Here is a 25,217-nt window from a genome sequence, read left to right as displayed (position 1 = left end):
GGAGCGGAAAAACCCAAAGGGAATCGAGAATTCCACCGGCTGCGACGCCCGCCCCCCCCTTTCACGGTGCCGCGGTGCGCCGCGGAATTACCGAGGACTTACCAGATGGACCCAATGACGAATCCGACCTCGATGTCGACTTCCTCGACCGCGACGGTCACGCGGTCTCCCGGCCGGACGACATGCGGCGCCGACGCCACAGCCGAAGCCCCCCCCCGGTTCCCGCACGACCTACGACAGCTGCGACTGGACCTGGGAGGAGATGAGCTCGAGGTGGTCCAGGTCGGCCAGGTCGAGGACCTGAAGGTAGATCCGCCGCGACCCGATCTCCTGGTATCGGCCGAGCTTCTCGACGACCTCGTCCGGGGAGCCGGCGAGCCCGTTGAGCTTCAGCTCGTCCACCTCACGTCCGATCGCGGCGGCGCGACGGGCGACCTCCTGGTCGTCCTTGCCGACGCACACGACAAGGGCGTTGGAGTAGACGAGCTCGTCCCCCTTGCGGCCGGCCTCCTCGGCGGCGGCCCGTACGCGCCCGAACTGTCGCTCGCTGTCCTCGATCGAGGCGAACGGCATGTTGAACTCGTCGGCGTACCTGGCGGCCAGCCGCGGAGTACGGGTGGCACCGTGCCCGCCGATCAGCACCGGAACCTTGCCCTGGGCGGGCTTGGGCAGCGCAGGCGACTCGCTGAGGTCGTAGTACTTCCCGTGGAAGTCGAAGGTCTCCCCGACCTCGGTCGCCCACAGCCCCGTGACGATGGCGAGCTGCTCCTCCAGCCGCCCGAACTTCTCCTTCGGGAACGGGATGCCGTACGCCTGGTGCTCCTCCTCGAACCACCCCGCCCCCAGGCCGAGTTCGACCCGGCCGCCGGACATCTGGTCGACCTGGGCGACCTGGATGGCGAGCACGCCGGGCAGCCGGAAGGTGCCGGCGGTCATCAGGGTCCCGAGGCGAATCCGCTTGGTCTCCCGCGCGAGGCCGGCGAGCGTGATCCAGGCGTCGGTGGGGCCGGGAAGGCCGTCCCCGGAACCCATCTTCAGATAGTGGTCCGACCGGAAGAACGCGTCGAAGCCGAGGTCCTCGGTGGCCTTCGCCACGGTGAGGAGGGTGTCGTAGGTGGCGCCCTGCTGGGGCTCGGTGAAGATGCGAAGATCCATACCTCCATCCTGCACTCCGCGACACCGGCCGACCGAACCGGTCCCCCTGGCCTCCGCAGCCACGGTCGGGTGAATTCCGGCTGCGCTGTTGCCGCCCCTAGCCCGGGCCAGTGACCGCCCCCGACGGTGATCGTTGGCTCGGTCGGAGCCGGACCGCCTGGCCCCCGCGCCGGCCGTCGACCGCCGGAGCGTCACCGTGTCGGCCCACTTCCATCGGGGCCGGAGGCCGAGGAGGCCGTCATGTCCGAGAACTTCCCGCCAGAGCAGGGCGGCGGCACCGGCCAGCCGAAGGGACTGCTGCAGCAGATGGAGGAGCTGATGGCAGCCCTGAACGCGGACCTCTCGGCCCTCGACGCGGACCTGCAGTCGACCGGGGGGCCCGGCCGCGGCCAACTGCAGGACGGGGAGACCGGCTGACGGTCCGCCTGCTTACGGCTCACCGCGTCGGCTGGGCCAAATCCCGGGTGCCGTTCGCTTCACGGGTTGCCCGGCGTTGTGGCTGGGCGGGGGGGTGGGCCGCGCAACCCGGCGCCAACGGCGTGCGCCCGCGCCCACCCGCACCGCTCCAGCGGCACGACTGCCCGCGGCTCCGGCAGAGCGGGTTGCGACTGCCACGGCTGGACGGGCGGGGCTACGCGCCGCGGCTGGGGCGAACGGGTCACGCGCCGCCACCGAGCCACTGCCCCGCCCGGGACGGACGTAGCGCCATCGCCGGGGTCACTGCCCCGGCTGAGGCGGACGAGGCTGCACGCCGCGGCCGGGTCACTGCTCCGGCTGGGACCGACGGGGCTACGCGCGCCGCCCAGCCGGCTGCCCGGCTAGGTGTGGCGGGGCGGAATCGGTGGCGCGCCGTGTGGGGGGTATGGCGCGCACCCCCGCGGCGCCGCAGTCGCCCACGGCGGCAAGGGGACGTGCCGGGGGGTGTCCGCCCGCAGTGGCCGGCGTCAACACGCGGGACCTCTCGGAATAAGGGGACCGCCGGTCCGAGGACGGACACCCCCCGGCGCGGCCCCGACCCACCCACCGAACCCTGGGCGCTACGCGCACCCCCACCGAACCGGCACAGGCCGCCGCAGGCATCCCCGCTCAACCGCCGGAGGCCCCCGCTACCCCGCCTCCCTCTCCGGCAACACCTGATCCCGATCCGCCAGTCTTCGCAGCATCTCCAGCACTCGATCCCGAGACTCGTCCGCCGCGTCGATCGCCTCCATGCACTGCCAGTACGTCGCTTCGTCATCCGCGGAACTGGCGATCCCGACAAGCGCGATCCCCACCTCCCCCAACAGGCTGCCCAGATGCATCAGCGACTGCCGCGCATCGCCCAGCTCCGTCAGCTGGGCCGCACGTAAGTCCCCGTCCGCCAGATCCGGCACCTGAAGGACCCCGCAGCCACGCCCCGCCAGCTCCGTCAACCCCAGCGCCTCACCCCGTAGTTCAGGTGGCCCGAACACCGCGAGCCGACTCCCTATCGCCTGAGCCAGAGCCTGCGCCTGCCACACCTCGGTCATGATTTCCGGCGCACCCCTGCCCCCCGCCAGCGCCCGCCTGCTCGTCACGATCAGCCGCACCGCGTCCATCCGCAGTCCCCGTCTGTCCCGACGCGCTGCCCACGCGTCCGCCCGAACTCCCTTGTCCACTACCCAGAGTGAAGGCCCTTGAGACGAAAAGCCAGAGGAAGACGGAAATCTGCGGACAACTTTTCTGCTACAGCCCTCCAAATGAACACAGAGAGTGAAAACGGACGCTGTTCCTCCTACGGCGCCGGAAACCTCCGCTCGTTCCGGTCGATCTTCGCGTCCAACGCCGCCAACGGATCGATCCCGAGCACCTCGCACAGCTGCAACAGATACGCCAGCACATCCGCGACCTCATCGGTCACCCGCGCCGCGACCTCCGAGTCGTCCATGACCCGGGACGACTCCTCCGGCGTCAACCACTGGAAGATCTCCACCAGTTCGGACGCCTCGACGCTGAGCGCGGCGACGAGGTTCTTCGGCGTGTGATACGGCTGCCAGTTGCGCACGGCGGCGAACTCGGCCAGCCGGCGCTGCAGCCCGGCCACATCAAGGGGTTCGTTCACGGCTCCAGGTGTACCACCGTGACGCCATCCACTCCCGCCACCGCCGTCACGTCACTCACCGCCCCGACCAGCCGAATATGCCCCCGCTCACACATCCGCGCCGCCAGCCGCACCAACTCCCCGCGCTGCCCCGAATCCAGCCCCCGATCGAGCCCATCCGCCAGCACGGTCAGCGTCTGCATCGCCGCGGGCACCTCACCGACCGGGTCGACCTCCAGCACCCCGGGCCCGGTCAACAGCACCAAGGACAGCGCGAGATACCGCAGCTCACCGTCGCCCAGCCGCCCGAGCTCCGTCCGAACACCGTCCCCCCGGTCGAGCACCCCCCGCACCGTCCCGTCCCCCAGCACCTCGGCGACCACATCCGCCACCGCCCCGGCACACCCCGCCCCCACCGACGCCACGAACTGCGCATGCCGTCGCCCGCACTCGGCACGGGTCCGCCACAGCACATCGGCGAGGTTGTCGCAGCCCCGGAGCAGCCGCCCGGAACCGATCGACACCGCACCCCGCATCCGCTCGGGCCGAGGATCACAGGCGAACACCGACCGCAGCGCGACGACCATCTGCTCCGCCGCCGCGAGCACCCGCCGCTGCCCGTCCGTCTTGCCGGCCACCCGCAGCGGCAGCAGAGCGGTACCGAGCCGATCGTCGGGCAGCGGCGCCCGTGTCACCGGCGACTGACCGGCCGTGTGCCAGGCGGCCTGCACACAGGGACGGCTCGGATCACGCAGGGCCGTCTCCAGCAGAACGACACCCCCCGCGCTCAACCGCTCCCCCACGATGCGCAGTCCGGGCTCGGCCTGTACCGCGACATCGAGCCGGACCGGCCCCTCGGGACCGTCGGCGGTACAACCGATACGAAACCCACGCCGCCGCTGAGCATCGGGCCGAGCCCGCTCCGGAACGCAAGCCACCGGATCGGGGAACACCTCTCCCACCCCGGCACCCGCACCGAGCCGGGCCAGCGCCTCGTACGCCCGCAGCGCGGTCGTCTTGCCGCACCCGCTCGGCCCGGCGAAGAGCGTGAACGCCCCGAGCGGGAGCGCGGCCCGCCGATGCCCCGCGAACGCGGACAGCCGCAGCTCGGTGACGCGGGGCCGGGCGGCATGCGCCTCGCCCACGGACAGCACGGAGGACGAGAGGGAAGCGACACCGGACACAGGGGAAGCGGCACCAGACACAGACGACACGGCCATGTCCGGACCGTAGGACCCCTGCCGTCAGGCGAACCGTTCCACCCCGGCACCCTTCCTACGATCGAGGGACCGGCCCGCCCAGCCCCCTCACGAGCCCGGAGCCCCAGCCCCCTCCATCAACCCGCTCACCTCGGTCCCCGGCGGCGTCAGCAGGAACACGTTCCGGTCCACCCGGTGCATCCCGCTCGCCAGGCCGAAGACCACGCCCGTGCTGAAGTCGAGGACCCGTTTGGCGACCTCGGTCTCCGCCCCGGTCAGGTCCAGCAGCACCGGAATCCCCGCCATCAGCGTCTCGGCGACGTCGCGGGCGTCCGCGAACACGTTGACCCGTAGGACGACGAACCGGCGACGCGGCTCCGTCACCGCCTCCGGGGGCACTCGGTGGTCCACCGCGGACGGCCAGGCGTCTCGGCCGCGCAACGGCACAACCTGGGCGAGCCCCTCCCACTGTTCATCGGTGACGTCGTGGCTGTTCACCGGCTCCCCCCGCCTTGACTCGCCTTCAATGCCTGCACCAGCCAATTCTTACGCCAAGTCACCCGTTCGGCCCAACAGCGACACGATGCGCGACCGCATCGCGCCGTCCCGCACCCCTCACATCGCCCTCACATCGGGCCTTCGGCGGCTGTGTGGCCGACGTAACTCCTCATGATCAAGGGATGTGACATCGACGTAACGGGCAATTCGTACGCTTCATGCATCACCCCGACCGCCGGAGAAGGGCAGCGTGTGACCGAGACCACCTCCACGACTCAGGTCCGGACGGTCTGCACGTACTGCGGGGTCGGCTGCGGAATCCTGCTGGACGTCGGGATGGGGCCCGACGGGCGGCGTACGGTCCTGAAGGCCTCCGGTGACAAGGCGCACCCGGCGAACGCGGGCCGGCTGTGCACCAAGGGCGCGACGACGGCCGAGATGCTCGCCGCGCCCGGGCGGCTGACGACCGCCCTGGTCAGGGACGACCGGGGTGAGGAGCCGGTGCCCTCCCCGATGGCCGACGCGATCGCCGAGACGGCTCGCCGGCTGCGCGCGATCGTCGACGAGCACGGGCCGGACGCGGTCGCCTTCTATGTGTCCGGGCAGATGAGCCTGGAGGCGCAGTACCTGTCCAACAAGCTGGCCAAGGGGTTCGTGGGGACGAACCAGATCGAGTCGAACTCGCGGCTGTGCATGGCCAGCGCGGGCATGGGATACAAGCTGTCCCTCGGCGCGGACGGGCCGCCGGGGTCGTACGAGGACTTCGAGAAGGCGGACGTCTTCCTGGTCATCGGCTCGAACATGGCCGACTGCCACCCCATCCTCTTCCTGCGGATGATGGAGCGGGTCAAGGCGGGCGCGAAACTCATCGTGGTCGATCCGCGACGTACCGCGACCGCCGCCAAGGCCGATCTGTTTCTGCAGGTCAAGCCGGGTACGGACCTCGCGCTGCTGAACGGGCTGCTGCACCTGCTCGTCGAGAACGGCCACACCGACCCCGACTTCATCGCCGCCCACACCGAGGGCTGGGAGGCGATGCCCGCCTTCCTCGCCGACTACACGCCCGCCGCCGTCGCGGAGATCACGGGGATCGACGAGAGCGACCTGCGCGCGGCCGCCCGGCTGATCGGTGAGGCCGGCGAGTGGATGAGCTGCTGGACGATGGGGCTCAACCAGTCCACGCACGGCACCTGGAACACGAACGCCCTGGTCAACCTGCATCTGGCGACGGGTGCCATCTGCCGGCCGGGCAGCGGGCCCTTCTCTCTCACCGGGCAGCCGAACGCGATGGGCGGCCGTGAGATGGGGTACATGGGGCCGGGGCTGCCGGGGCAGCGGTCGGTGCTCGTCGACGCCGAGCGGGCCTTCGTCGAGGAGCTGTGGGAGGTGTCGCCGGGGACGCTGCGCGCCGACGGGGTCGGCAAGGGCACCGTCGAGATGTTCCAGAAGATGGCCGACGGGGAGATCAAGGCCTGCTGGATCATCTGCACCAACCCCGTCGCCTCGGTCGCCAATCGCCGTACCGTCATCGAGGGCCTTGAGACCGCCGAGTTCGTCGTCACGCAGGACGTCTTCGGTGAGACCGAGACCAACGCGTACGCGGATGTCGTGCTGCCGGGCGCCATGTGGACCGAGGGCGAGGGTGTCTTCGTCAACAGCGAGCGCAATCTGACGCTGACCCGGCCGGTGGCCGACCCGCCCGGGGAGGCGATGGCCGACTGGCAAATCATCGCGGCCGTCGCGTGTGCGATGGGGTACGAGAAGGGGTTCTCGTACGACAGCGCCGAGGACGTCTTCGAGGAGATACGGCGGGCCTGGAACCCGGTGACCGGCTGGGACCTGCGCGGGGTGACGTACGAGCGGCTGCGCGCCACGCCCGTGCAATGGCCGGCCGCCGAGGTGGACGGGCCGGAGCGCAATCCGATCCGGTACGTCGACGCGGACGGCGAGCTGCGGTTCCCGACCGCGAGCGGGCGGGGTGTCTTCCACGCGCGGCCGCACATGCCGGCCGCCGAGATGCCGGACGACGACTACCCCTTCGTACTGAACACGGGGCGGGTTCAGCACCAGTGGCACACGCTGACCAAGACCGGAAGGGTCGCCAAGCTCAACAAGCTGAACCCGGGGCCGTTCGTGGAGGTGCATCCCGAGGACGCGCGTGCGCTGGGGATCGCCGAGGGTGATCGGGTGGAGGTCGCCTCGCGACGCGGGCGGGCGGTGCTGCCGGCGGTGGTGACCGATCGGGTGCGGCCCGGGGGCTGTTTCGCTCCGTTCCACTGGAACGACCTGTTCGGGGAGTATCTGAGCGTCAACGCGGTGACGAGCGACGCGGTCGATCCGATCTCCTTCCAGCCCGAGTTCAAGGTGTGCGCGGTGTCCTTGACCAGGGTGGCGGCTCCGGTGCCGGAGGGGCCGGTGGAAGCGCTGACGCCCACGGCCGTCACCCCCGGCTCGGCTGATCCCTTCGGTCTGGAACCCACCCCGCCGCCCGTGCTGACCGCCCAGGAACGCCTCTATCTGACCGGCTTCCTCGCCGGAATCCAGACCGGCGCGCCCGGGATCCCTGTCCTGCCTCCGGACGCGCCTTTCAGCCCCGAGCACGCGATGTGGGTCAACGGCGTACTCGCCGGGATGTACTCACGGACGGCGGCGGAACCGGTCACGCATGACGGCCGTGAGGTCGTCGTGCTGTGGGCCTCGCAGACCGGCAACGCCGAGGAGTTCGCCACCGCCACCGCCGAGCGGTTGGGTGCGGCGGGGCACCGGGCCACCGTGGTCGACATGGACGAGGCCGATGTCCGCGCTCTCACCCGCGCGGCCGACCTCCTCTTCATCACCAGCACGTTCGGCGACGGTGACGCGCCCGACAATGGGGCCGGCTTCTGGGACACGCTGTCCGACGCGGGGGCTCCACGGCTGGACGGGGTTCGGTACGCCGTGCTCGCCTTCGGCGACTCCTCGTACGACGACTTCTGCGGGCACGGGCGGCGGCTCGACGCACGGCTGGACGAACTGGGCGGGGTGCGCCTCGCGCCGCGTACGGACTGCGAACCGGACTACGAGCCGTCCGCCGGGGCGTGGCTCGACCAGGTCCTCACGGCACTGGGCGGCACGGACGCACCCGCGCTCCCGAGGCCGGTCGAGAAACCGGTCGAGAAGCCGAAGACCAATGCCGCAACTCCCGCCAGGCCTGCCCCCACCACCGCCCGCCTCGTCGGCAACCGGCTGCTCAGCCGGCCCGGCGCGGGCAAGGAGGTGCGGCGCTTCACCTTCGACACGAGCGGGACCTCGCTGACGTACGAGGCGGGCGACGCGCTCGGCGTGCGTCCGGTCAACTCGCCCGCGCTGGTGGAGGAGTGGCTCGCGGTGACGGGCGTCGACGGCTCGACCGCCGTGCCACTGGACGGCGTGGGCGAGGTCTCCTTCGCGGAGGCCCTGCACTGGCACCTGGACATCACGAAGATCACCTCTGACCTGCTCCGCTTCGTCGCCGAGCGCGTCCGTGACGACCGGGAGTTGCGCCGGCTGCTGCGGCCCGACAACAAGGACGGTCTGGCGCAGTGGAGTTGGGGTCGGCAGGCGGTGGACGTCCTCGCCGAGCACCCCGTGCGGGCGGGCGCCGAGGAGTGGGCCGGGGTGCTCAGGAAACTCCAGCCGCGTCTGTACTCCATATCGTCCAGCCCGCTCGTCGACCCGAACAGCGTCTCGCTGACGGTCTCCGTCGTGCGGTACGAGAACCTGCACGGCCGGCCTCGCGGCGGGGTCTGCTCGCCGTTCCTCGCCGACGCCGAGCCGGACACCGAGGTGCCGGTCTTCGTGCAGCGTTCCCCGCACTTCCGGCCGCCCGCGGACGCCTCCACGCCGATGGTGATGGTCGGCCCCGGCACGGGTGTCGCGCCCTTCGTCGGCTTCCTGCAGGAGCGGCACGCGCTCGGGCACAAGGCGCCCAACTGGCTGTTCTTCGGGGAGCAGCACCGGGCCAGCGACTTCTACTACGAGGACGAGCTGACCGCGCTGCTCGACGAGGGCACCCTCGCCCGGCTCGACACCGCGTTCTCCCGCGACCAGCGCAACAAGGTGTACGTCCAGGACCGGATGCGCGAACACGGTCCGGAACTGTGGCGCTGGCTCCAGGACGGCGCCCACTTCTACGTCTGCGGTGACGCCTCGCGCATGGCCAAGGACGTGGACCAGGCGCTGCGGGACATCGCGGTCGCGCACGGCGGGCTGGCGGAGGCGGAGGCCTCGGCGTATGTGAAGCAGCTGGCGTCGGCGAAGCGGTACGTCCGGGACGTCTACTGACCGCCGCCGGGGGCGGCCCCGGCAGGCACGGAGATCTCTCACCTGCCTCACACCGGACTCTTCACCTCCCTCGGCGCCCCGCTCACCAGGCCTGATTACCGTCCGGTGTCGTGCAGTTGGCAGATCAGCAGCTGGTGACGCCCGGCCGACGGACGCAGTGGTCGGCGCCCGCCACAATCCAGGAACCCCCCGCCCAGTGGCACCGCGTCCTGACGCTCCTCGCGGACATCAGCCTCTTCATCGGCACACGCGCGATCTGGACCCAGGCTGCCAGTCACCGACTCGTCGTGGCCGCGGCCATCTCGGTCTGCTACGCCTCGATCCTGGTCTGTGGCGTGCTGGCGCTGGTCGTGCGGCGGGCGAGGTCGCTGGCCCGCCTCGACCTCTGTGTCCTGGTGACCGCCGTGACGCTGACGCTGTGCGCGTGGGCGATGAACCACGCGGGCAGCGACGAGGCGATCCTCACCACCCAGGCCGCCCGCGAACTGGTCGCCGGGCACCCGGTCTACGGGCAGCCGTGGCCCTGGCTCTTCGGCCACGGCGTCGCGCTCACCCCGACGGTGACGGGCGGCTACGACTTCACGTACGGCTATCCGCCCCTGGCCCCGCTGCTGACGGCACCGCTGCTGTGGCTGGGGCACGGGGGCATGCCCGCCACCGCGCTGAGCACGGCCGCCCTCGTCGCCGGCGCCGTCGCGCTGTGGCGGATGCTGCCCACGCCGTGGCGGTCGGCGGCGACCATGGCATACCTGGGCTTCGGGTTCCTGCCCTCCTACGGCCGGCTCGGCTATCCGGCGATCGTGGCGCTGGCTCTGCTGGTGCCGGTGGTGGTGCGGTGGCCGCGGATCGGGCGGGGCGGGCGGCTCGGGGCCGGGGGGCTGGCACGGGCGGCGTGTCTGGGGGCGGCGTGCGCGGCGCAGCAGCTGCCGTGGTTCGTCGCGCCGTTCCTGCTGGCCGGGATCTACGCCGTGCGGCGCGGGGAGCTGGGTCAGCGGGCGGCGGCTCTGGTGGTGGCGCGGATCGCCCGGGCCGCCGGGGTCGTATGGCTGCTGATCAACACGTACTTCATCGTGAGCGAGCCGGGCACCTGGATCCGGGGCATCGCGCTGCCGTTGACGCAGGGCGCGGTGATCCACGGGCAGGGCGTGGTCGGCATCTCGCTGTATTTCACCGACGGCAGCGACCGGCTCGACTGGTACGCCCACGCGAGCATGCTGCTGGCGGCGGGGCTGCTCGCGCTCTTCGTGCTGTTCGTGCGGCGGCTGGGGCCGGCGGCGACCGTCCTGCCGTGGTGCGCGTTCTTTCTGGCGACCCGGTCGCAGGACGGCTACTACCTGATGATGACGCCGCTGTGGCTGGCGGCGGCGGTCACCGCGCCCGCGTCGGAGTTCGCCACCGCCTGGCAGCCGCGCCTGCGTCTCCTGTCCCGCCGCCCGGCGCGGATCGCGGCGGCCGCGCTGCTGCTCACCCCGGCCCTGGTGAGCGCGGTATGGGCGGCGACCGGGTCGCCGCCACTGGGGATGCGGGTGACGTCGGCACGGTGGGCGACGCCAACCGCCTTGACCCGTATGGATGTTGAAGTCAGGAACACGGGCGCCGCCGCCCTGACCCCCCACTTCACCCTCACCACGGGCCAGGGCATGAACCAGTACTGGACGGTCGTACGAGGACCGGCCGCGCTGCCCGCTCACACGACGGCGCGTTATGAACTCCGTCCGCCCGCAGGGCGGTTCGCCCTGCCGCGGCCGGGCGTACGGATCCGGCTGCGGGCCTTCACGGCCGTACCGCAGACGCTGTCGAGCGCCGACGTCAGGCTGCCGCGGTCCGGGTGAAGCGGAGCGTGCCGGCGACCGTGGTCAGACCGCGGATCATGCCGAGCTGGTTCCAGCCCATGCCGAACTGGTCGCGGTCCACGGTGAACTCGGCGTCCAGGGTGAGCGCGTCGGCGTCCGCGCCGACGAGGCGGGCGGTGAAAGACTTGGGGCGGCTGATGCCGCGGACGGTGAGCTGACCGACGACGTGCACGGTGTCGTCGGCGCGCAGTTCGGCGCTGCGGACCGAGAAGGTGATCTCGGGGTGGTTGGCGGCGTCGAAGAAGTCGGCGGCGCGCAGATGCTCGTCGCGCTTGGCGTTGCCGGTGTCCAAGGAGGCGACGTCCAGGGTGATCGTGCCGACGGCGGAGCCGTCGGGCCGTACCTCGCCGTTGCCGGTGACGGCGGCGAAGGCGCCCTTCACGGTGACCAGGCCCCAGAAGGTCTTGTGCCGCAGGGCGACGGTGGAGGCGGCGGGGTCGAGCTGCCACGTTCCGGTTTCGACGGCGACGGTCATGATCTTTCACTCCTGAGCATCGGGGTATCAACGGGGGTTGTAGTCCAAATTTGGATGACCCCACGCTAGCCGATACTCCAATTTTGAACAACAGCTACACTCGAAATCATGGCCGACCTCTCCGAATGCCCCTCCGCCTCCGGCGACGGACTCCTTCCCGTCGAGCTGCACGCCTGGATGCTGATGCTGGCCGCGACGGGAGCCGTCGAGCAGGAGCTGCGCAGCGTCGTCAAGGAACGGCTGGACGTCTCGCACGACGAGTTCCTGGTCCTGTGCCTGCTCGCCGCGGACCCCGGCCAGGCGCTGCGCATGACGCGGATCGCCGAGCTCCTGGGCCGCCCGAAGACCCGGCTCACCTACCAGATCGCCTGCCTCCAGCACGCCGGCCTGGTCACCCGCAAGTCGGTCTGCGGCGACAAGCGGGGCGTCGAGGTCGCCCTCACCGAGAAGGCGCGGGGCCTGATCAAGGAGGCCTCCGCGGTCCTCGCCGAGACGGTCAAGGAGGCGCTGGCGCGGTTCATGGGCCCCACCCAGCGCGAGGCGATGTGCGCGCTGATGCCCGACTTCGCGGCGGAGGCGAAGCCGGAGTAGTCGCCGTAGCAGCAGCCGGAGTAGTCGCCGGTGCGGTCGCGGGTACCCGGGCGGTCCCCGCGCCGACACCGAGGAGGGGTCCATGGGCACCTCGGACCTGCCCGCTCCCGTCGTACGACACGACACAGCACCCCCGCCCGACCCGGCCGCCCTGGAGGCGGCGTTGCGGGAGCGCGTCGACGGGGAGGTCCGTTTCGACGCCGGAAGCCGGGCCGCGTACTCCACCGACGCCTCGAACTTCCGCCAGACGCCGATCGGCGTGGTCCTACCGCACACCCCCGAGGCGGCCGCGGAGGCGGTGGCCGTGGCCCGGGAGCACGACGCGCCCGTGCTGTCGCGGGGCGGCGGGACCTCGCTGGCCGGGCAGTGCACCAACACGGCGGTCGTCATCGACTGGTCGAAGTACTGCACGGGCCTGGAGTCGGTCGACGTCGAGGCCCGTACGTGCGTCGTCCAGCCGGGCATCGTCCTCGACGAACTCAACCGGCAACTCGCCCCGACCGGCCTGCGCTTCGGACCCGAGCCCGCCACCCACGCCAACTGCACCATCGGCGGCATGATCGGCAACAACTCGTGCGGCGCCACCGCGCAGGCGCACGGCAAGGTCGTCGACAACATCGCCCGCCTGGAGGTGCTCCTCTACGACGGCACCCGCTTCTGGTGCGGGGAGACGAGCGACGAGGAGTACGCCGAGATCGAGCGGCACGGCGATCTCCGGGCCGCCGTGTACCGGCGGTTGCGCGCCCTGCGCGACGCCTACGCCGACGACGTGCGCCGCCGCTTCCCGCGGATCCCTCGCCGGGTCTCCGGCTACAACCTCGACTCCCTCCTCCCCGAGCACGGCTTCGACGTCGCCGGGCTGCTGGTCGGCAGCGAGTCGACGCTGGTCACCGTCCTGCGGGCGGAGCTGAAGCTGGTGCCGGTGGTGAAGGAACGCTCGCTGGTGGTGCTGGGGTTCCCCGACATCGCGCTCGCCGCGGACGCCGTACCGGTGATCCTGCCGTACGAGCCGATCGCGCTGGAGGGCGTCGACCGTCATCTGATCCACGACGAACGGCTGAAGCACCTCAATCGGCAGGCGATCGACCAACTGCCCGAGGGGAACGCCTTCTTGATGGTGCAGTTCGGCGGCGAGACCGTCGAGGAGGCCGACGAGCACGCGCACCGGATGCTGGACGCTCTGCACGAGTCCGAGCACGACGCGGAGGTCGCCTTCCTGGACGACCCCGCCCACGAGGAGCAGCTCTGGCAGGTCCGCGAGGCCGGTCTCGGCGCCACCGCGCACATCCCCGACCACCCGGACACCTGGGAGGGCTGGGAGGACTCGGCGGTGCCGCCGGAGCGGCTCGGCGAGTATCTGCGGCGCCTGCACGGCCTGTTCGAGGAGTTCGGGTACCTGAGCGACACCGGGCCGAGCCTCTACGGCCACTTCGGGCAGGGGTGCGTGCACACACGCATCCCCTTCGATCTGTACAGCGCTCGGGGCGTGGCCGACTACCGGCGGTTCATGGAGCGGGCGGCCGATCTCGTGGTCGAGTTCGGCGGGTCCCTCTCCGGCGAGCACGGGGACGGGCAGAGCCGGGGCGAGTTGCTGCCGCGGATGTTCGGGGAGGAGTTGGTGGCGGCGTTCGGGCGGCTCAAGGCCGTCTTCGACCCGGCCGACCGGATGAACCCCGGGAAGGTCGTGGCGCCGTACGGACTCGACGAGAACCTGCGGCTGGGCGGCGACTGGGCGCCGTACGACCCCCACGACCTGCACTTCCGCTTCCCGCACGACGGAGGGTCGTTCGCCGAGGCCGCCAACCGGTGTGTGGGCGTGGGCAAGTGCCGTCGCCTGGACACGGGGGGCGATGGGGTGATGTGCCCGTCCTACCAGGTCACGCGGGAGGAGGAGCACTCCACGCGGGGCCGGGCCAGGCTGCTGTTCGAGATGCTCGACGGGCACGGCGACAGCGCGATCGGCGACGGCTGGCGTTCGGAGGCGGTCAAGGACGCGCTGGACCTGTGCCTGGCCTGCAAGGGGTGCAAGAGCGACTGTCCGGCCGATGTCGACATGGCGACGTACAAGGCGGAGTTCCTCTCCCACCACTACGCGGGGCGTCCCTGGCGGCGGCCCCGCTCCGATCTGTCGATGGGCTGGCTGCCGGTCGTCGCCCAGGCCGTGGGCCGCGGTGGGCTCGGCCCGGTGGTCAACGCGTTCACGCACACCCCGCCACTGTCGCGGGCGGCGGTCGCGGTGGCAGGGGTCGAGGACCGGGAAGTGCCGCTGTTCGCGGGGCAGTCGTTGCAACGGTGGTTCGCGCGCCGTACGCCGAACGACTCCCCCGGCGCCGGGTTGCGCGGGACGGTGCTGCTGTGGCCGGACACGTTCACCAACTTCTTCCATCCGCACGTCGGTCAGGCGGCGGTGGAGCTGCTGGAGCACGCGGGCTGGCGCGTGGCCATGCCCGGCGAGCCGCTGTGCTGCGGGCTGACATGGATCTCCACCGGTCAACTGGGCGCCGCCGAACGCGTCCTGTCCCGCACGGTGCGCCACCTGGCCGGTCATCTCCGCGCGGGCGGGCTGGTGGTCGGCCTGGAGCCGAGCTGTACGGCCGTCTTCCGGTCGGACGCGGGCGAGCTGTACCCCGGCGACCGAGACGTCCGGAGGCTGGCGGAACAGACGGTGACGCTGTCGGAGCTGCTCACCGAACACAGCCCGGGATACGAGGCCCCGCAGGTGCCCGACCGCACGGCCCGCGCGCTGGCCCAGGTGCACTGCCACCAGCACGCCGTACTGGGCTGGGAGGCCGACGAGAAGCTGCTGCGCCGAGCCGGGGTCGACGCGGAGCGACTGGACTCCGGCTGCTGCGGCCTGGCCGGCAACTTCGGCTTCGAGCAAGGCCACTTGGAGGTCAGCCGGGCCTGCGCGGAACGCGTCCTGCTGCCCCGACTGCGGGAGGAGGACACCGGCACCGTGGTCCTCGCGGACGGCTTCAGCTGCCGCACCCAGATCCACGAGCTCGACAGCGGCGGCCACGACGCGGTCCACCTCGCGGAACTACTGGCATCGGCGCTGCCTGCGTCCGAGGTGGCGGCCAGTGCGTACGGGGTTGCTCCGGGCGCCCGGCCGACACCTCCGGGACGCCTGGCACGCGCTCTGGCACTCGCATCGGCCGGCGTGGCGGCGGGCGGGGCGGCTGCGGGGGTGGCTCGGATGGTTCGGGGGTTGCGCGGTTGATCGGGGGGAGGGCGAGGGGCCGGGAGGAGCGAGAGGAGTCGGGGCGGGGCGGGGCGGTGGACGGGAGCTCGGTGCTTGGGTAGCTCGTGCTCCAGTCCTCCGCCTCGGTCAAGTGCCGGTGGTCAGGCGGGGGTGCCCCGTCGACGACCTAAAAGACCCGGGGGCCGACCCCCAGAGGGCGTCCCGCGCGGCTCTCGCGGTCCCTTCGGCTGGCCTGGTGGCGGGCGGGGCGGCTGCGGGGGTGATTCGGATGGTTCGGGGGTTGCGCGGCTGATCGGGGGGCGCGAGAGGGCCGGGCGGGGCGGTGGACGGGAGCTCGGTGCTTGGGTAGCTCGTGCTCCAGTCCTCCGCCTCGGTCAAGTGCCGCTGGTCAGGCGGAGGGCGTCCCGTCGAGGATCTCCACCCGGCCGGTGTCGAGGGAGTAGTAGGCGCTGACGACGGCCAGGCCGCCCTTCTTCACGAGCGGGGCGAGGGCGGGATCGGTGCGCAGGCCGGCGGCCGTCTGCTGGGCGTGGGCGCGGATCATGGCGTCGACCGGGTCGTCGTACTTCACCTTGGATATGGCCTCGTACGCAGGGCGGACGGCCTCGGCGATCGACTGGAGGTTGCCCGGCAGCGGCTTGCGCTCCTTCAGGGCCTTGTACGACGCCTTGACCGCACCGCAGCGCTGGTGCCCGAGCACGACGATCAGCGGGGTACCCGAGGTCACGGGCCCGTACTCGACGGAACCGGTGACCACCGGGGCGACCACCTGACCGCCGGTGCGTATCGCGAACAGGTCGCCGATCCCGGTGTCGAAGACCATCTCCGGCGGCACCCGGGAGTCGATGCACGAGACTATGACGCCGTACGGGTCCTGCTCCTCGGCGACGGACTCTCTCCGGTCGCGCCCCTGGTTGGGGCGCTGGAGCGTCCCGTTCACCCAGCGCTTGTTGCCGTCCAGCAGCCGCGCGAGCGCCGCGGAGGGGGTCTTGGGGGGTGCGACCGCGGAGGACGGAGGAGACGCCACCGCCACGGCCGACGCCTTCGGTACCGCGCCGTTGTCGGTCCTCGTCGAACAGCCGGTGATCACGGCCGCGGTCGCCACGAGCCCTCCGGTGATGACGGCTCGGCGCTGCGGTTGCGAGACACTGCCCATGGCACGCTTCCCTTCTGCTGTTTCCCCTGGTGGGGCGGGTGGTGCCACTGTTTCGAAGCAGCGGTTAACGCCCGTACAGGCCAGATGCAGGGGACGGGAAGCGCGCATCCAAATCACAAAGAGTGGTGGCCTGTTCGGCGGCCGCCTGCAGCGTGGCCGCGCCCGCCGAACGTTCCCGGGGCGACCGGCGTCATAGCGGTAACCGTCTTCGAGGGGGGCCTCCGCCATGACCGCCGTACCGCCCGCTGCCCGCGCCCGTGCCGTGTCCCAAGTCGCGCTGATCGCAGGGATGATCTGCGCGGTCGCCGCCTGCGGCACCGAGACGTCGGCGTCATCGGCTGCACCGGCGCCCACCCGGGTCACATGGCAGGAGCCCGCCGCGTACACCTACACGCTCCACTCGAGCGGAGGCGAGCGGGCCCTGCTCGGCACCTTCCGGATCACCGTCCACGACGGCGCCGTGGCCAAGGCGGTGGGCCTCGACGACAGCGGCCGACGTGTGGCCGAGGACATCCCCGAGGCGATGCCCACCATCGGGGCACTCCTCGACGAACTGGACCGGGCGCGACGGGACGACGCGGACGCGGCCGAGGCAGAGTACGCGGCCGACGGGCATCCGGTGCGGATCTCCCTGGACTGGGAGGAGAACGCCATCGACGACGAGGCCCTCTACGTCATCAGCGCCTACGAGCCGACCGACGGCCGGCGCGTCAGCCGCTGAACATGTCAGCCGCTCGACGTGTCAGCCGCTCGACATGTCAGCCGTCGAAGCGCCGCCGCGATTCCCCATGCCATCGATCGTCACGCGGCGGATCTCGTCGCTGAATTCGGTCGAGTCAGGCCCGCGTAGCGGTGTGCGACCCCGCCGGGAAGCAGGTACTCGGCCAGCAGGTTGCCGGCGCGGCGGGACGGCAACCCCATGTCGTGCAGGAGTTCGTCCGCGCAGTGGATGTCGTACGGGCCGAAGTCGTAGCCGCCGGAGCCCGGCAGCACCTGCTCCTGCCAGGTCAGGCGGGCCTCGATGGCCTCCCGCATCTCCTGCTCGCTCGGGCTGGAGCGCAGCGCCGCCCGGAAATGGCAGGTCAGCCAGTGCGCGGTGAGTTCCACGCCCATGATGTTGTTGAAGACCTGCCGGAAACCGACGAACCCCAGCCGGTCGGCGCCGGGCGGCACGATGCCTCGGTAGAGCCGCAGCCGCCCGGCGGAATCGTGCACTCGCACGCTCGGATCCAGGAACGGGAAGACCTTGTGGTGCCCGGTGGCGAACACGATGACGTCCGCCGCCACTTCCTCGCCGGTCGCCAGTCGCAGCCCCTCGTCGGTGTACGCCTCGACGGCACTCACCTTGGCGGCGATCAGGCCGCGTCGGACGGCCCGCACGTAGCCGCGTGGCATCACTCCCGCGTGCGCGAGGTGGAAGGGGAGCGGGTGAGCGGGTCGCAGCTGCCTCGGCAGCCGGTGCAGCCCGGTGGAGAAAAGCATGTCGCGGGTGATGAGCCACCACAGAGCTCGCTTGACCCGCTCGTCGATGCGGTCGATCGGACGGACGCAGGCCGGATCGTGGTAGCGGGGCAGGAGCGCCTCACCGAACCGGCTGAACAGGATCCACTTGTAGCCGACCAGACCGAGCAGGAGCCGCTCGGGGACCATCCAGTTCACCTTGCGCTGCACGAGGGTGGCCGAGGCCGCCTCGCGTGCGGCGCGGGTGACCAGGTCCAACGCGGACTTGCCGCCTCCCACGACGGTCACGCGGCGGCCGGCGAACGTCCCGGCCCGCACCTCGTTGGAGTGCAGCACGGTCCCGCGGAACGTCTCACGCCCGGGCAACTCGGGCAGGTGGGCGTGATGATGAGCCCCACTGGCGACAACGACGTAGTCGAATCTCTCGCGCTGAACCCGCGCCGCCTCGTCACCGACGGGCCGGGAGTCGACCAACCAGCCGGAGGCGCCCGGCCGCCCGGGCCCGTCCACCGGCCGGACGGAGACCACCTCGGTGCCGGGCCGGACGCGGTCCAGCACACCGAAGGTCTCGGCGTACTTCTCCAGATAGCGCTGCGTGTCCGCCGCGCCGGCGAAGTGCAGGCGGTTGGGCAGGTCCGCGAATTCGAAGAGGCGCAGCGCGGCCTGGTTGGCCAGCCCGTCGTAGCAGCCTTGTGCCGACCAGATCCCGCCGACCTGCTGGTACTTGTCGAGGACCGTGACGTCGAAGCCGTTCTCCAGCAGCACCTTGGCGGTGACGATTCCCCCGGGGCCGGCCCCGACCACACACGCTCTCATCCGCTGTCACTCTCCTCGGGTGATCGGTGTCGATTTCCGGTGTCGATTTCCGGTGTCAATTTCCCGGTGCCGGTACCAGAGTTGCGGGGCTGGGGCCGTCGGGGCGGACGGTGATGCCGTACGTCGCCTTCGTGGGGGTGGAGGAGAAGGCCGGGCTGTGGACCGGCAGCAGGTGTTCGAGCAGGACGGTCGATTCGCGGAGCGCGAACTGCAGGCCGAGGCAGGCGCGGGGGCCGATGCCGAAGGGGAAGTAGGCGCCCGGGTGGGCGGGTCGGCCGTCCGGGGCGGTGAAGCGCCGGGGGTCGAAGTGCTCGGGGTCCGGCCAGAGTTCGGGGTCGCGGTGGGTGAGGTACGGGCATACGAGGATGTCGGTGCCCGCCTCGATGGTGTGGCCGGCGAGGGTGTCGGCCTCGGTGGCGTGGCGGGGCAGGAGCCAGGCGGAGGGATAGAGCCGGAGCGTCTCGTGGACCAGGGCCTGGATGGCCTGGCGGCGTTGCGGTGAGCCTTCCTCGCCGGCGGCGAGAGCTTGTTCGCGGGCGGCGGGATGCTGGTCGAGGAGCAGGTAGAGCCAGGTCAGCGTGGTCGCGGTGGTCTCGTGCCCGGCAGCGAGCAGTGTGACCAGCTCGTCGCGGATCAGCCGGTCGGTGTATTCGGGGCGCTCGGCGGCGGCGTCGGTCAGTACGTGCACGAGACCCGGGCCGTCGGGACCGGCGGCCCCGCTGCGGGCGGCCTCGATGGCGCGCCGGGCGACCGCGTCGATCCGGGCGAGGTCGGCGGCGACGGCGTCCTGGGCCTCGGTGACATCAGCGGGCAGGGTCGGAATGGCGGCCCCCACGGCCTCCACGGCGGCCAGTTCGCGCTCGGTCGCGTCGTCGAGGGGGTGCCCGGTGAGGGAGCGCCAGATGGCGTCGAGGGCGAAGCGGTGCATCTCCCGCCCGACGTCGAAGGTCTCCCCGGTTCGGGCGTACCCGTCCCAGCGCTCGGCGGTGGTCCGGGCGGCCGCGGTGATCCGCTGCTCGTAGCGGCGCATCCCGGTGCCGGTGAACTGGGACTGCAGCACGCGGCGTTGCCGCTTCCACGCCTCACCGGTGGCGGCCATGACGCCGTCGCCGATCAGCAGGCGGGCGCGGTGGGAGCGCTTGACGTACTGCTCCGGGTGCCGGGCGAGTACATGCTGGACCGCCGTCGGATCGGTGACGAGAACGGTGGGAGCCGGCCCGATCCGGAACGCGGCGACCCCGCCGACCCGCTCGCGCACCAGGCCCAGCAGCTCGACCAGTTCACCTCCCCCCGACCGCCACCGCTGCACGAGCCCCGGCTCGACTTCGGGGACCGGCCGCCCGGTTCCGGGAACGCCGGGAGCGGAGGCGAGACCGGCTTCGGATTCCATGTTTCTTCTCCTGGTCAACCGCTGGGCTCGGCCGTGGACTTGGCCGCACCGGAGTACTTGCATCACGGACTGTACGGGAGCAGGCACATCAGGTGACAGCCCGCGTCAACTCGGCCGCAGGCCGTCTCGGACTGTCGGGTCCCAGAGGCCGCCGGCCTCGTCGCGGGCGAGGTGCTCGGCGTAGACGCCGACCTTCCAGGCGATGACGGAACGGCACTCCTCCAGCGCCTGTATCTGCTCCTCGACACGCCGCTGATGGGCGTCGAGGAGCTGCAGGCGCTCGGCCTCGTTGCCCGGACCGCGCCGCACCAGCTCGGCGAACTGCTTGAGGTCGGCGAGCGGCATGCCGGATTCCCTCAGTCTGACGCAGATCAGCAGCCAGTCGACGTCGGCGGCGGTGTATCGCCGTCGGCCGCCCGCGGTGCGCCGGACCGGTCCGACCAGCAGGCCCTCGCGCTCGTAGAAGCGCAGTGCGTGCACACTGAGTCCGGTCCGCTCGGCTACTTGGCCGATGCTCAGTGGCTCCGCGGGGGTCTCGGTAGTCGCCATGCCGGCCAGCCTAGGACTTGATCTAGACCTCGCTCCAGATCGTAGCGTCGTCAGCATGACCACCACTGATCAACGGCCGCTCGGCTCGCCCTTCTCCGCCACCAGCACCGCCGAGGACGTCATGGCCGGCCGCGACCTTTCCGGCATCACCGCCGTCGTGACCGGGGGTTACTCCGGACTCGGGCTGGAAACCACCCGGGGCCTGGCCGCCGCCGGGGCCCGAGTCATCGTTCCGGCACGTCGGCCCGGCATCGCCCACGCCGCACTCAAGGATGTGGACGGCTGCGAAGTCGTCCCCATGGATCTGGCGGACCTCGACAGCGTGCGCAGCGCCGCCGCGCAGATCAACGACTCCCTCGACCGGCTCGACCTGCTCATGGCCGTCGCCGGCGTCATGGCCACCCCGGAGCGGCGCGTCGGACCGGGCTGGGAAGGCCAGTTCGCCGTCAACCACTTCGGACACTTCACGCTCGTCTGCGAGCTCTACCCGCTCCTCGCCGCCGGTCACGGTGCGCGCGTCGTCGTCAACAGCTCCGCGGGGCACACCCTGACCGACATCCGCCGGCACGACCCGCACTTCCGCACCGGATACGACAAGTGGCTTGCCTACGGCCAGTCCAAGACCGCCAACTCCCTGTTCGCCGTGCATCTCGACGCCCTCGGGCGCGACGACGGCATCCGGGCGTTCGCCCTCCATCCGGGCAAGATCATTACCGGGCTCCAGCGGGAGATGACGCTCCAGGAGCAGATCGACCGTGGATGGGTGGACGAGCAGGGCAACGTGATCGGCGCCGACTTCAAGACACCGTCCCAAGGCGCCGCCACCGGTCTGTGGGCGGCCACGTCCGCACTCCTCGACGACCGCGGCGGGCTCTACCTCGAAGACTGCGACGTCGCGCGCGTCTCCGCCCCCGCCGAGCCCATGGATGACGGCGGCGTCCGCGCGTACGCCATCGCCCAGGACGCGGCGGCACAGCTGTGGGACCTGTCCGCCGCGGCGACCGGCGCCGCCGTCCCGATCACTCGATGAACAGAGCCACCGCCGGTGCCGCAGCCCGAAGATCAGGTTCGGCCCGCTGGCCGTCGCGGGCTTCCGCGTGGTCGCCCCCGACCAGCGTGGCTACGGACGCAGCGACCATCCCGACGACGTCGACGCGTACACCATCCTCCACCTGGTCGGCGACGTCGTCGGGCTGATCCAGGCGCTGGGCGAGGAGAAGGCGTACGTCGTCGGGCACGACTGGGGCGCGCCGGTCGCCTGGCACACCGCACTCCTGCGGCCGGACATCGTGCGCGCGGTGGCCGGCCTGAGCGTGCCGCCGCCCTCCCGAGGGACGGAGCCTCCGCTGACCGTCATGGACAAGAGGTTCGGCGGGCACTTCTACTGGAACTACTTCAACCGTCCCGGTGTCGCCGACGCCGAGTTCGCGAAGGACACGCGCACCGCGTTGCGGAAGTTCCTCTACTCGGCTTCCGGCGACGCGCCCGGCGAGGTCAAGCAGCCGCTGGTCGACCCCGAGCGGGGCTGGCTCGCGGCCATGCCGGACCCTGAAGTACGGCCGTCGTGGCTCACCGAGGACGATCTCGACGCGCTGACCGAGAGCTTCTCCAGGGGCTTCACGGGCGCCCTCAACTGGTACCGCAACCTCGACCGCAACTGGGAACTGACCGCACCGTGGGACGGCACCGTCGTCACCCCACCCGCCCTTGAGGGGCTGCGGACACTGGACCCAGCAGGAACGCCCCGACGAGGTGAACGCGGCGCTCATCGAATTCCTGGAAGGTGAAGCACTCCTGGCGGGAGAGCGCTGATTGGCGCGCCGTCGACGAAGGCGCGTCAGTGGTGGTGGCCGTGCCGGCCCAGGGTCTCCACGGGGGTCGCGCCGGGGCGGGTCCACTGCGGAACGGGGCGGCTGGTCGGGCCCCAGGTGGCGTTCCCGTCCGCGTCCGAGCGCCAGGACCAGCAAGGGCCGTCCCCCTCGGGCCAGCCCTCGGGATTGTCCTCCCACGCCTCGCCGCGGCCGTAGGGCGTCATGTCGAGCAGACCGAGGGAGCCGTTGACGCGCTCGTTGCCGCGGCCGGTCGTGGAGTAGGTCAGGAACACACGGTCGCCGTCGCGAAGGAAGCAGGTGAGGTAACCCATGTCGCCACCGGCCGGCCCGTCCACGTCGCGCACCGAGTACCAGGGCTGGGTGTAGCCCATGAACTCGACGTAGGAGGCCACCTCGTCCCACGGGCCCGTGGTCAGCACGGCGAACGACACGCCGCGGGCGTTGAGGTAGACGGCGTCCTTCAGGTGCCAGGCGGTGGTGGTGCAGCCCTCGCACTGCCCCTGGTGCGGTGCGCCGTCGTACCACATGTGCTTGTAGACGACGAGCTCATCGCGCCCCTGGAACAGGTCCAGGAACGGAACCGGGCCGTCGGGTCCCACGACCTCGACCGTCCCGTCGAACTCCACCATCGGCAGCCGACGGCGGGCCGCGGCGATGGCGTCGCCCTCGTGGGTGTGGGCCTTCTCGCGGACCAGCAGCTCGTCCCGGGCGGTCTGCCAGGTGGCCAGGTCGACCACGGGCGGCCGGCCGGGCAGCGCGGTGGTCGGGTCGTCCGGAGTGGTCGTCATGGTGTCCTCCGTGGTGTCTTGTGCCGGGCTGCGTCCGCCGTACGGCGTTCTACGACGGTCACCAGAACAGACTCCCGACCCGACCGGAACTCATCGCAGCGAGGGCCGCCAGTGGGCCGCATTCCCTGGACCGCTCTACCAGCGAACGGGCATTTCGAACGGACCACCGTGGGGATCCCAGTGCGCTGCCTCTCCGTAGTTCCTGACTGCGGTGCCGGTCAGCGGCACGGAATTGAACCCGTCGAAGTAGCCCAGTGGCACATGTGTGATCAGCAGGAGTCCCAGCCCGAGGGTGACCACCGCACGCTTCACGTTCTCGCGACCGTCGCACCACAGCCACGCCACTACAGCGAGGTTCACACAGAGCAAGAACGCCCACCGGTGCTGATCCCACCCGCCGAATGCCAGCAAGAACGGCGCCCCACTTGCGCCCACGGCCAGGGCACGTGTCGCCCAGCCGCGTGCATCGTGGCCGGGTCCTACGACGACTGCCGTCATGGTGATGGCGGCAAGGGCGAGCGGAGCCAAGAACAAAGCGATGTTCCACGGGTCGTAGGCGCTCCAGTTGTCGGCCTGCGTACGGAAGAACAGTGCGATCGCGTCTTCGCGCCAGTTCCATCCGCCCTCCCTGATCCGCGTGATCAGATGTTCTCGCGCTCCCGAACCCACAGGTGGCACGGAAAACAGCAGCGCATTCACCGCCACGGGCAGGATGCTCACCGCGAATGCGGTGCGCACCGGCAGCGCCGAACGCCACACGGCCAGCAGCCACAACGGGATCACGGTCAGCGCGCTGATCTCATGGGCCGTCGGCGCCAGCGTCATCACCAGTGTCCCCGCCCACCACTTTCCGCGGCTGCCGAGCCACAGAGCGACAAACAGCAAAAGGAACAGGACCTGGTCAAGGTAGCCAACCTCATGGAAGAGGTAGCCACCCACCGGATGAACGAAGAACGCCACCGGCAGCCATCGCCGTACCGGTGTCGTCGCCCGCAGCACAGCGGTGACGACGACGGTGAGCAACAGTGCCAGAATTCCGAACGAGAACGCCGCATAGAACCAGTAGGAATGCCCTGCCAACTCGGCGATCGGGTAGAGCACGGTGGCTACGAGGAAACGGCGGTGGAATCCATCGGTCAGTGACGTCGTCTGGAGCGTTACCGCCCAGAGCGACGGCAGTCGAGCCCCCGTGTAGACAGCGAGCGCGAAAGCCGCCACACACAGCCCACCGGCCCACCAGGAACGTGAACTTGACGCCTGAGCAATTCTGGATACTGCGGCGCGGGGAAAAGTCTGCGGAGGAAATGAGGCACTGACCACACACACAAGCTACGTACTCGTCAGAACGCTTTCGTGGCGCCAGGCCGTACACCGGCCCGATCCACGCCACCCCGATGCCCTAAATCACCCGGCTGAGCGATCAGGCTGTGGCTTGGAGACCATGAACTACCCGCGCCCCAGATGCTGGTTCAGGAAGGAGATGACGGTGTTCCAGGTCGGGGTGACCGGGCGGGCGGGTGTGGAGTGTCCGCCCCGTGCGGCCTCCTCGTAGGCGCCCTTGCGGGTCGCGTCGTCGCTGAGCATTTCGAAGAGCCTGCCGTGTGCTGCCTTCGGGAAGGAATTCATGCGCGCGTCGTGCCCCGAAGCGGCCAGCTTGTCGTACATCAGTCGGCCCTGGTGATAGGGCACGAGGGCGTCCGGCTCACCGTGGAAGATCAGCGTCGGCGGGATGGGCCGCTCGCCGATGTGGCCGATGTAGGTGAGCGGGTTGGCGGCGGCGACCTCGGCGGGCGGGCACTGCGTGATGGTGCAGCCGAGCAGCCGTGACTCGGGGGAGCGCAACGGATCAATGCGATGACAGATCGTTGGCAAGAAGGGCAACCGGTCGACG

Annotated in this window: 20 protein-coding genes and 1 pseudogene; 8 read left to right on the top strand and 13 right to left on the bottom strand. The window is 71.0% G+C overall.

Going from position 1 to position 25,217, the window contains the following annotated elements:
• Positions 1-231 precede the first annotated feature (231 nt).
• Positions 232-1,155 carry an LLM class F420-dependent oxidoreductase gene (locus EHO50_RS17015; protein ID WP_128430992.1) on the bottom strand — a complete coding sequence of 308 codons (924 nt, stop codon included), beginning with the start codon at positions 1,153-1,155 and terminating at the stop codon, positions 232-234.
• Between the two features lie 240 nt (positions 1,156-1,395).
• Between EHO50_RS17015 and EHO50_RS44040 the strand changes: the two genes are divergently transcribed.
• On the top strand, positions 1,396-1,572 hold the full coding sequence (locus EHO50_RS44040; RefSeq protein WP_164904869.1) for a hypothetical protein: 177 nt from the start codon (positions 1,396-1,398) through the stop codon (positions 1,570-1,572).
• Between the two features lie 689 nt (positions 1,573-2,261).
• Here EHO50_RS44040 and EHO50_RS17000 read toward each other — a convergent pair.
• The 4 genes from EHO50_RS17000 to EHO50_RS16985 all read right to left on the bottom strand — a co-directional run bounded on the left by EHO50_RS17000 (position 2,262) and on the right by EHO50_RS16985 (position 4,911).
• The gene (locus tag EHO50_RS17000) at positions 2,262-2,732 is read right to left on the bottom strand and encodes a DUF6099 family protein (protein WP_128430989.1); all 471 of its coding nucleotides are present in this window, start codon (positions 2,730-2,732) and stop codon (positions 2,262-2,264) included.
• A 176-nt stretch (positions 2,733-2,908) separates the two neighbouring features.
• The gene (locus EHO50_RS16995; RefSeq protein WP_128430988.1) at positions 2,909-3,235 is read right to left on the bottom strand and encodes a nucleotide pyrophosphohydrolase; all 327 of its coding nucleotides are present in this window, start codon (positions 3,233-3,235) and stop codon (positions 2,909-2,911) included.
• Positions 3,232-4,434 carry an AAA family ATPase gene (locus EHO50_RS16990; RefSeq protein WP_128430987.1) on the bottom strand — a complete coding sequence of 401 codons (1,203 nt, stop codon included), beginning with the start codon at positions 4,432-4,434 and terminating at the stop codon, positions 3,232-3,234. Before EHO50_RS16990 ends, EHO50_RS16995 begins: the two co-directional genes overlap by 4 nt.
• A gap of 87 nt (positions 4,435-4,521) precedes the next feature.
• Positions 4,522-4,911 carry a cell division protein SepF gene (locus EHO50_RS16985; protein WP_181449636.1) on the bottom strand — a complete coding sequence of 130 codons (390 nt, stop codon included), beginning with the start codon at positions 4,909-4,911 and terminating at the stop codon, positions 4,522-4,524.
• Positions 4,912-5,163: 252 nt separating this feature from the next.
• Here EHO50_RS16985 and EHO50_RS16980 point away from each other — a divergent pair, with 252 nt between their 5' ends.
• The gene (locus EHO50_RS16980; RefSeq protein ID WP_128430986.1) at positions 5,164-9,213 is read left to right on the top strand and encodes a bifunctional nitrate reductase/sulfite reductase flavoprotein subunit alpha; all 4,050 of its coding nucleotides are present in this window, start codon (positions 5,164-5,166) and stop codon (positions 9,211-9,213) included.
• A gap of 134 nt (positions 9,214-9,347) precedes the next feature.
• Complete coding sequence (locus tag EHO50_RS16975; RefSeq protein ID WP_181449649.1) at positions 9,348-11,045, top strand: hypothetical protein; 1,698 nt, start codon at positions 9,348-9,350, stop codon at positions 11,043-11,045.
• Here EHO50_RS16975 and EHO50_RS16970 read toward each other — a convergent pair.
• Positions 11,023-11,541: a YceI family protein gene (locus tag EHO50_RS16970; protein WP_128430985.1), complete on the bottom strand. Its 519-nt coding sequence runs from the start codon at positions 11,539-11,541 to the stop codon at positions 11,023-11,025. The two genes, EHO50_RS16975 and EHO50_RS16970, sit on opposite strands and share 23 nt — an antisense overlap.
• A 108-nt stretch (positions 11,542-11,649) precedes the next feature.
• On the opposite strand from EHO50_RS16970, the gene EHO50_RS16965 reads away from it, so the two are divergent.
• Together EHO50_RS16965 and EHO50_RS16955 are read left to right on the top strand one after the other, a co-directional pair.
• Complete coding sequence (locus tag EHO50_RS16965; protein ID WP_128430984.1) at positions 11,650-12,132, top strand: MarR family winged helix-turn-helix transcriptional regulator; 483 nt, start codon at positions 11,650-11,652, stop codon at positions 12,130-12,132.
• Positions 12,133-12,214: 82 nt separating this feature from the next.
• Positions 12,215-15,352, top strand: coding sequence for an FAD-binding and (Fe-S)-binding domain-containing protein (locus EHO50_RS16955; RefSeq protein ID WP_128430982.1), 3,138 nt, complete (start codon positions 12,215-12,217; stop codon positions 15,350-15,352).
• Between the two features lie 370 nt (positions 15,353-15,722).
• On the opposite strand, the gene EHO50_RS16950 is transcribed toward EHO50_RS16955, so the two are convergent.
• Complete coding sequence (locus EHO50_RS16950) at positions 15,723-16,490, bottom strand: carbonic anhydrase (RefSeq protein ID WP_128430981.1); 768 nt, start codon at positions 16,488-16,490, stop codon at positions 15,723-15,725.
• 226 nt (positions 16,491-16,716) lie between these two features.
• Here EHO50_RS16950 and EHO50_RS16945 point away from each other — a divergent pair, with 226 nt between their 5' ends.
• On the top strand, positions 16,717-17,211 hold the full coding sequence (locus EHO50_RS16945; protein ID WP_128430980.1) for a DUF6174 domain-containing protein: 495 nt from the start codon (positions 16,717-16,719) through the stop codon (positions 17,209-17,211).
• An 80-nt stretch (positions 17,212-17,291) separates the two neighbouring features.
• Here EHO50_RS16945 and EHO50_RS16940 read toward each other — a convergent pair whose 3' ends face one another.
• The 3 genes from EHO50_RS16940 to EHO50_RS16930 all read right to left on the bottom strand — a co-directional run bounded on the left by EHO50_RS16940 (position 17,292) and on the right by EHO50_RS16930 (position 20,706).
• Complete coding sequence (locus tag EHO50_RS16940; protein ID WP_128430979.1) at positions 17,292-18,767, bottom strand: flavin-containing monooxygenase; 1,476 nt, start codon at positions 18,765-18,767, stop codon at positions 17,292-17,294.
• 55 nt (positions 18,768-18,822) lie between these two features.
• Positions 18,823-20,157, bottom strand: a complete 1,335-nt coding sequence (locus EHO50_RS16935) for a cytochrome P450 (protein WP_128430978.1) — start codon at positions 20,155-20,157, stop codon at positions 18,823-18,825.
• A 105-nt stretch (positions 20,158-20,262) separates the two neighbouring features.
• Entirely contained in the window at positions 20,263-20,706 is a 444-nt protein-coding gene (locus EHO50_RS16930; RefSeq protein ID WP_128430977.1) for a MerR family transcriptional regulator, read from the bottom strand.
• Positions 20,707-20,761: 55 nt separating this feature from the next.
• Between EHO50_RS16930 and EHO50_RS16925 the strand changes: the two genes are divergently transcribed.
• Both EHO50_RS16925 and EHO50_RS16920 read left to right on the top strand, forming a co-directional pair.
• The gene (locus EHO50_RS16925) at positions 20,762-21,736 is read left to right on the top strand and encodes an SDR family NAD(P)-dependent oxidoreductase (RefSeq protein WP_128430976.1); all 975 of its coding nucleotides are present in this window, start codon (positions 20,762-20,764) and stop codon (positions 21,734-21,736) included.
• 34 nt (positions 21,737-21,770) lie between these two features.
• A pseudogene (locus tag EHO50_RS16920) lies at positions 21,771-22,518 on the top strand (alpha/beta fold hydrolase); the annotation flags it as partial.
• Positions 22,519-22,543: 25 nt separating this feature from the next.
• On the opposite strand, the gene EHO50_RS16915 reads toward EHO50_RS16920, so the two are convergent.
• The 3 genes from EHO50_RS16915 to EHO50_RS16905 form a co-directional block, all read right to left on the bottom strand.
• Positions 22,544-23,326, bottom strand: coding sequence for a DUF899 domain-containing protein (locus EHO50_RS16915; protein WP_128430975.1), 783 nt, complete (start codon positions 23,324-23,326; stop codon positions 22,544-22,546).
• 135 nt (positions 23,327-23,461) lie between these two features.
• Positions 23,462-24,427 (bottom strand): hypothetical protein, encoded by a 966-nt coding sequence (locus EHO50_RS16910; protein WP_128430974.1) that lies wholly within the window; start codon positions 24,425-24,427, stop codon positions 23,462-23,464.
• Positions 24,428-24,772: 345 nt separating this feature from the next.
• A complete protein-coding gene (locus EHO50_RS16905) occupies positions 24,773-25,168 on the bottom strand; it encodes a prolyl oligopeptidase family serine peptidase (RefSeq protein ID WP_246101197.1) in 396 nt (131 codons plus the stop codon).
• Positions 25,169-25,217: the final 49 nt, after the last annotated feature.

Source organism: Streptomyces cyaneus (assembly GCF_004028635.1).
GTDB lineage: Bacteria > Actinomycetota > Actinomycetes > Streptomycetales > Streptomycetaceae > Streptomyces > Streptomyces cyaneus.
This window is presented reverse-complemented; position numbering and strand designations above follow the sequence as displayed.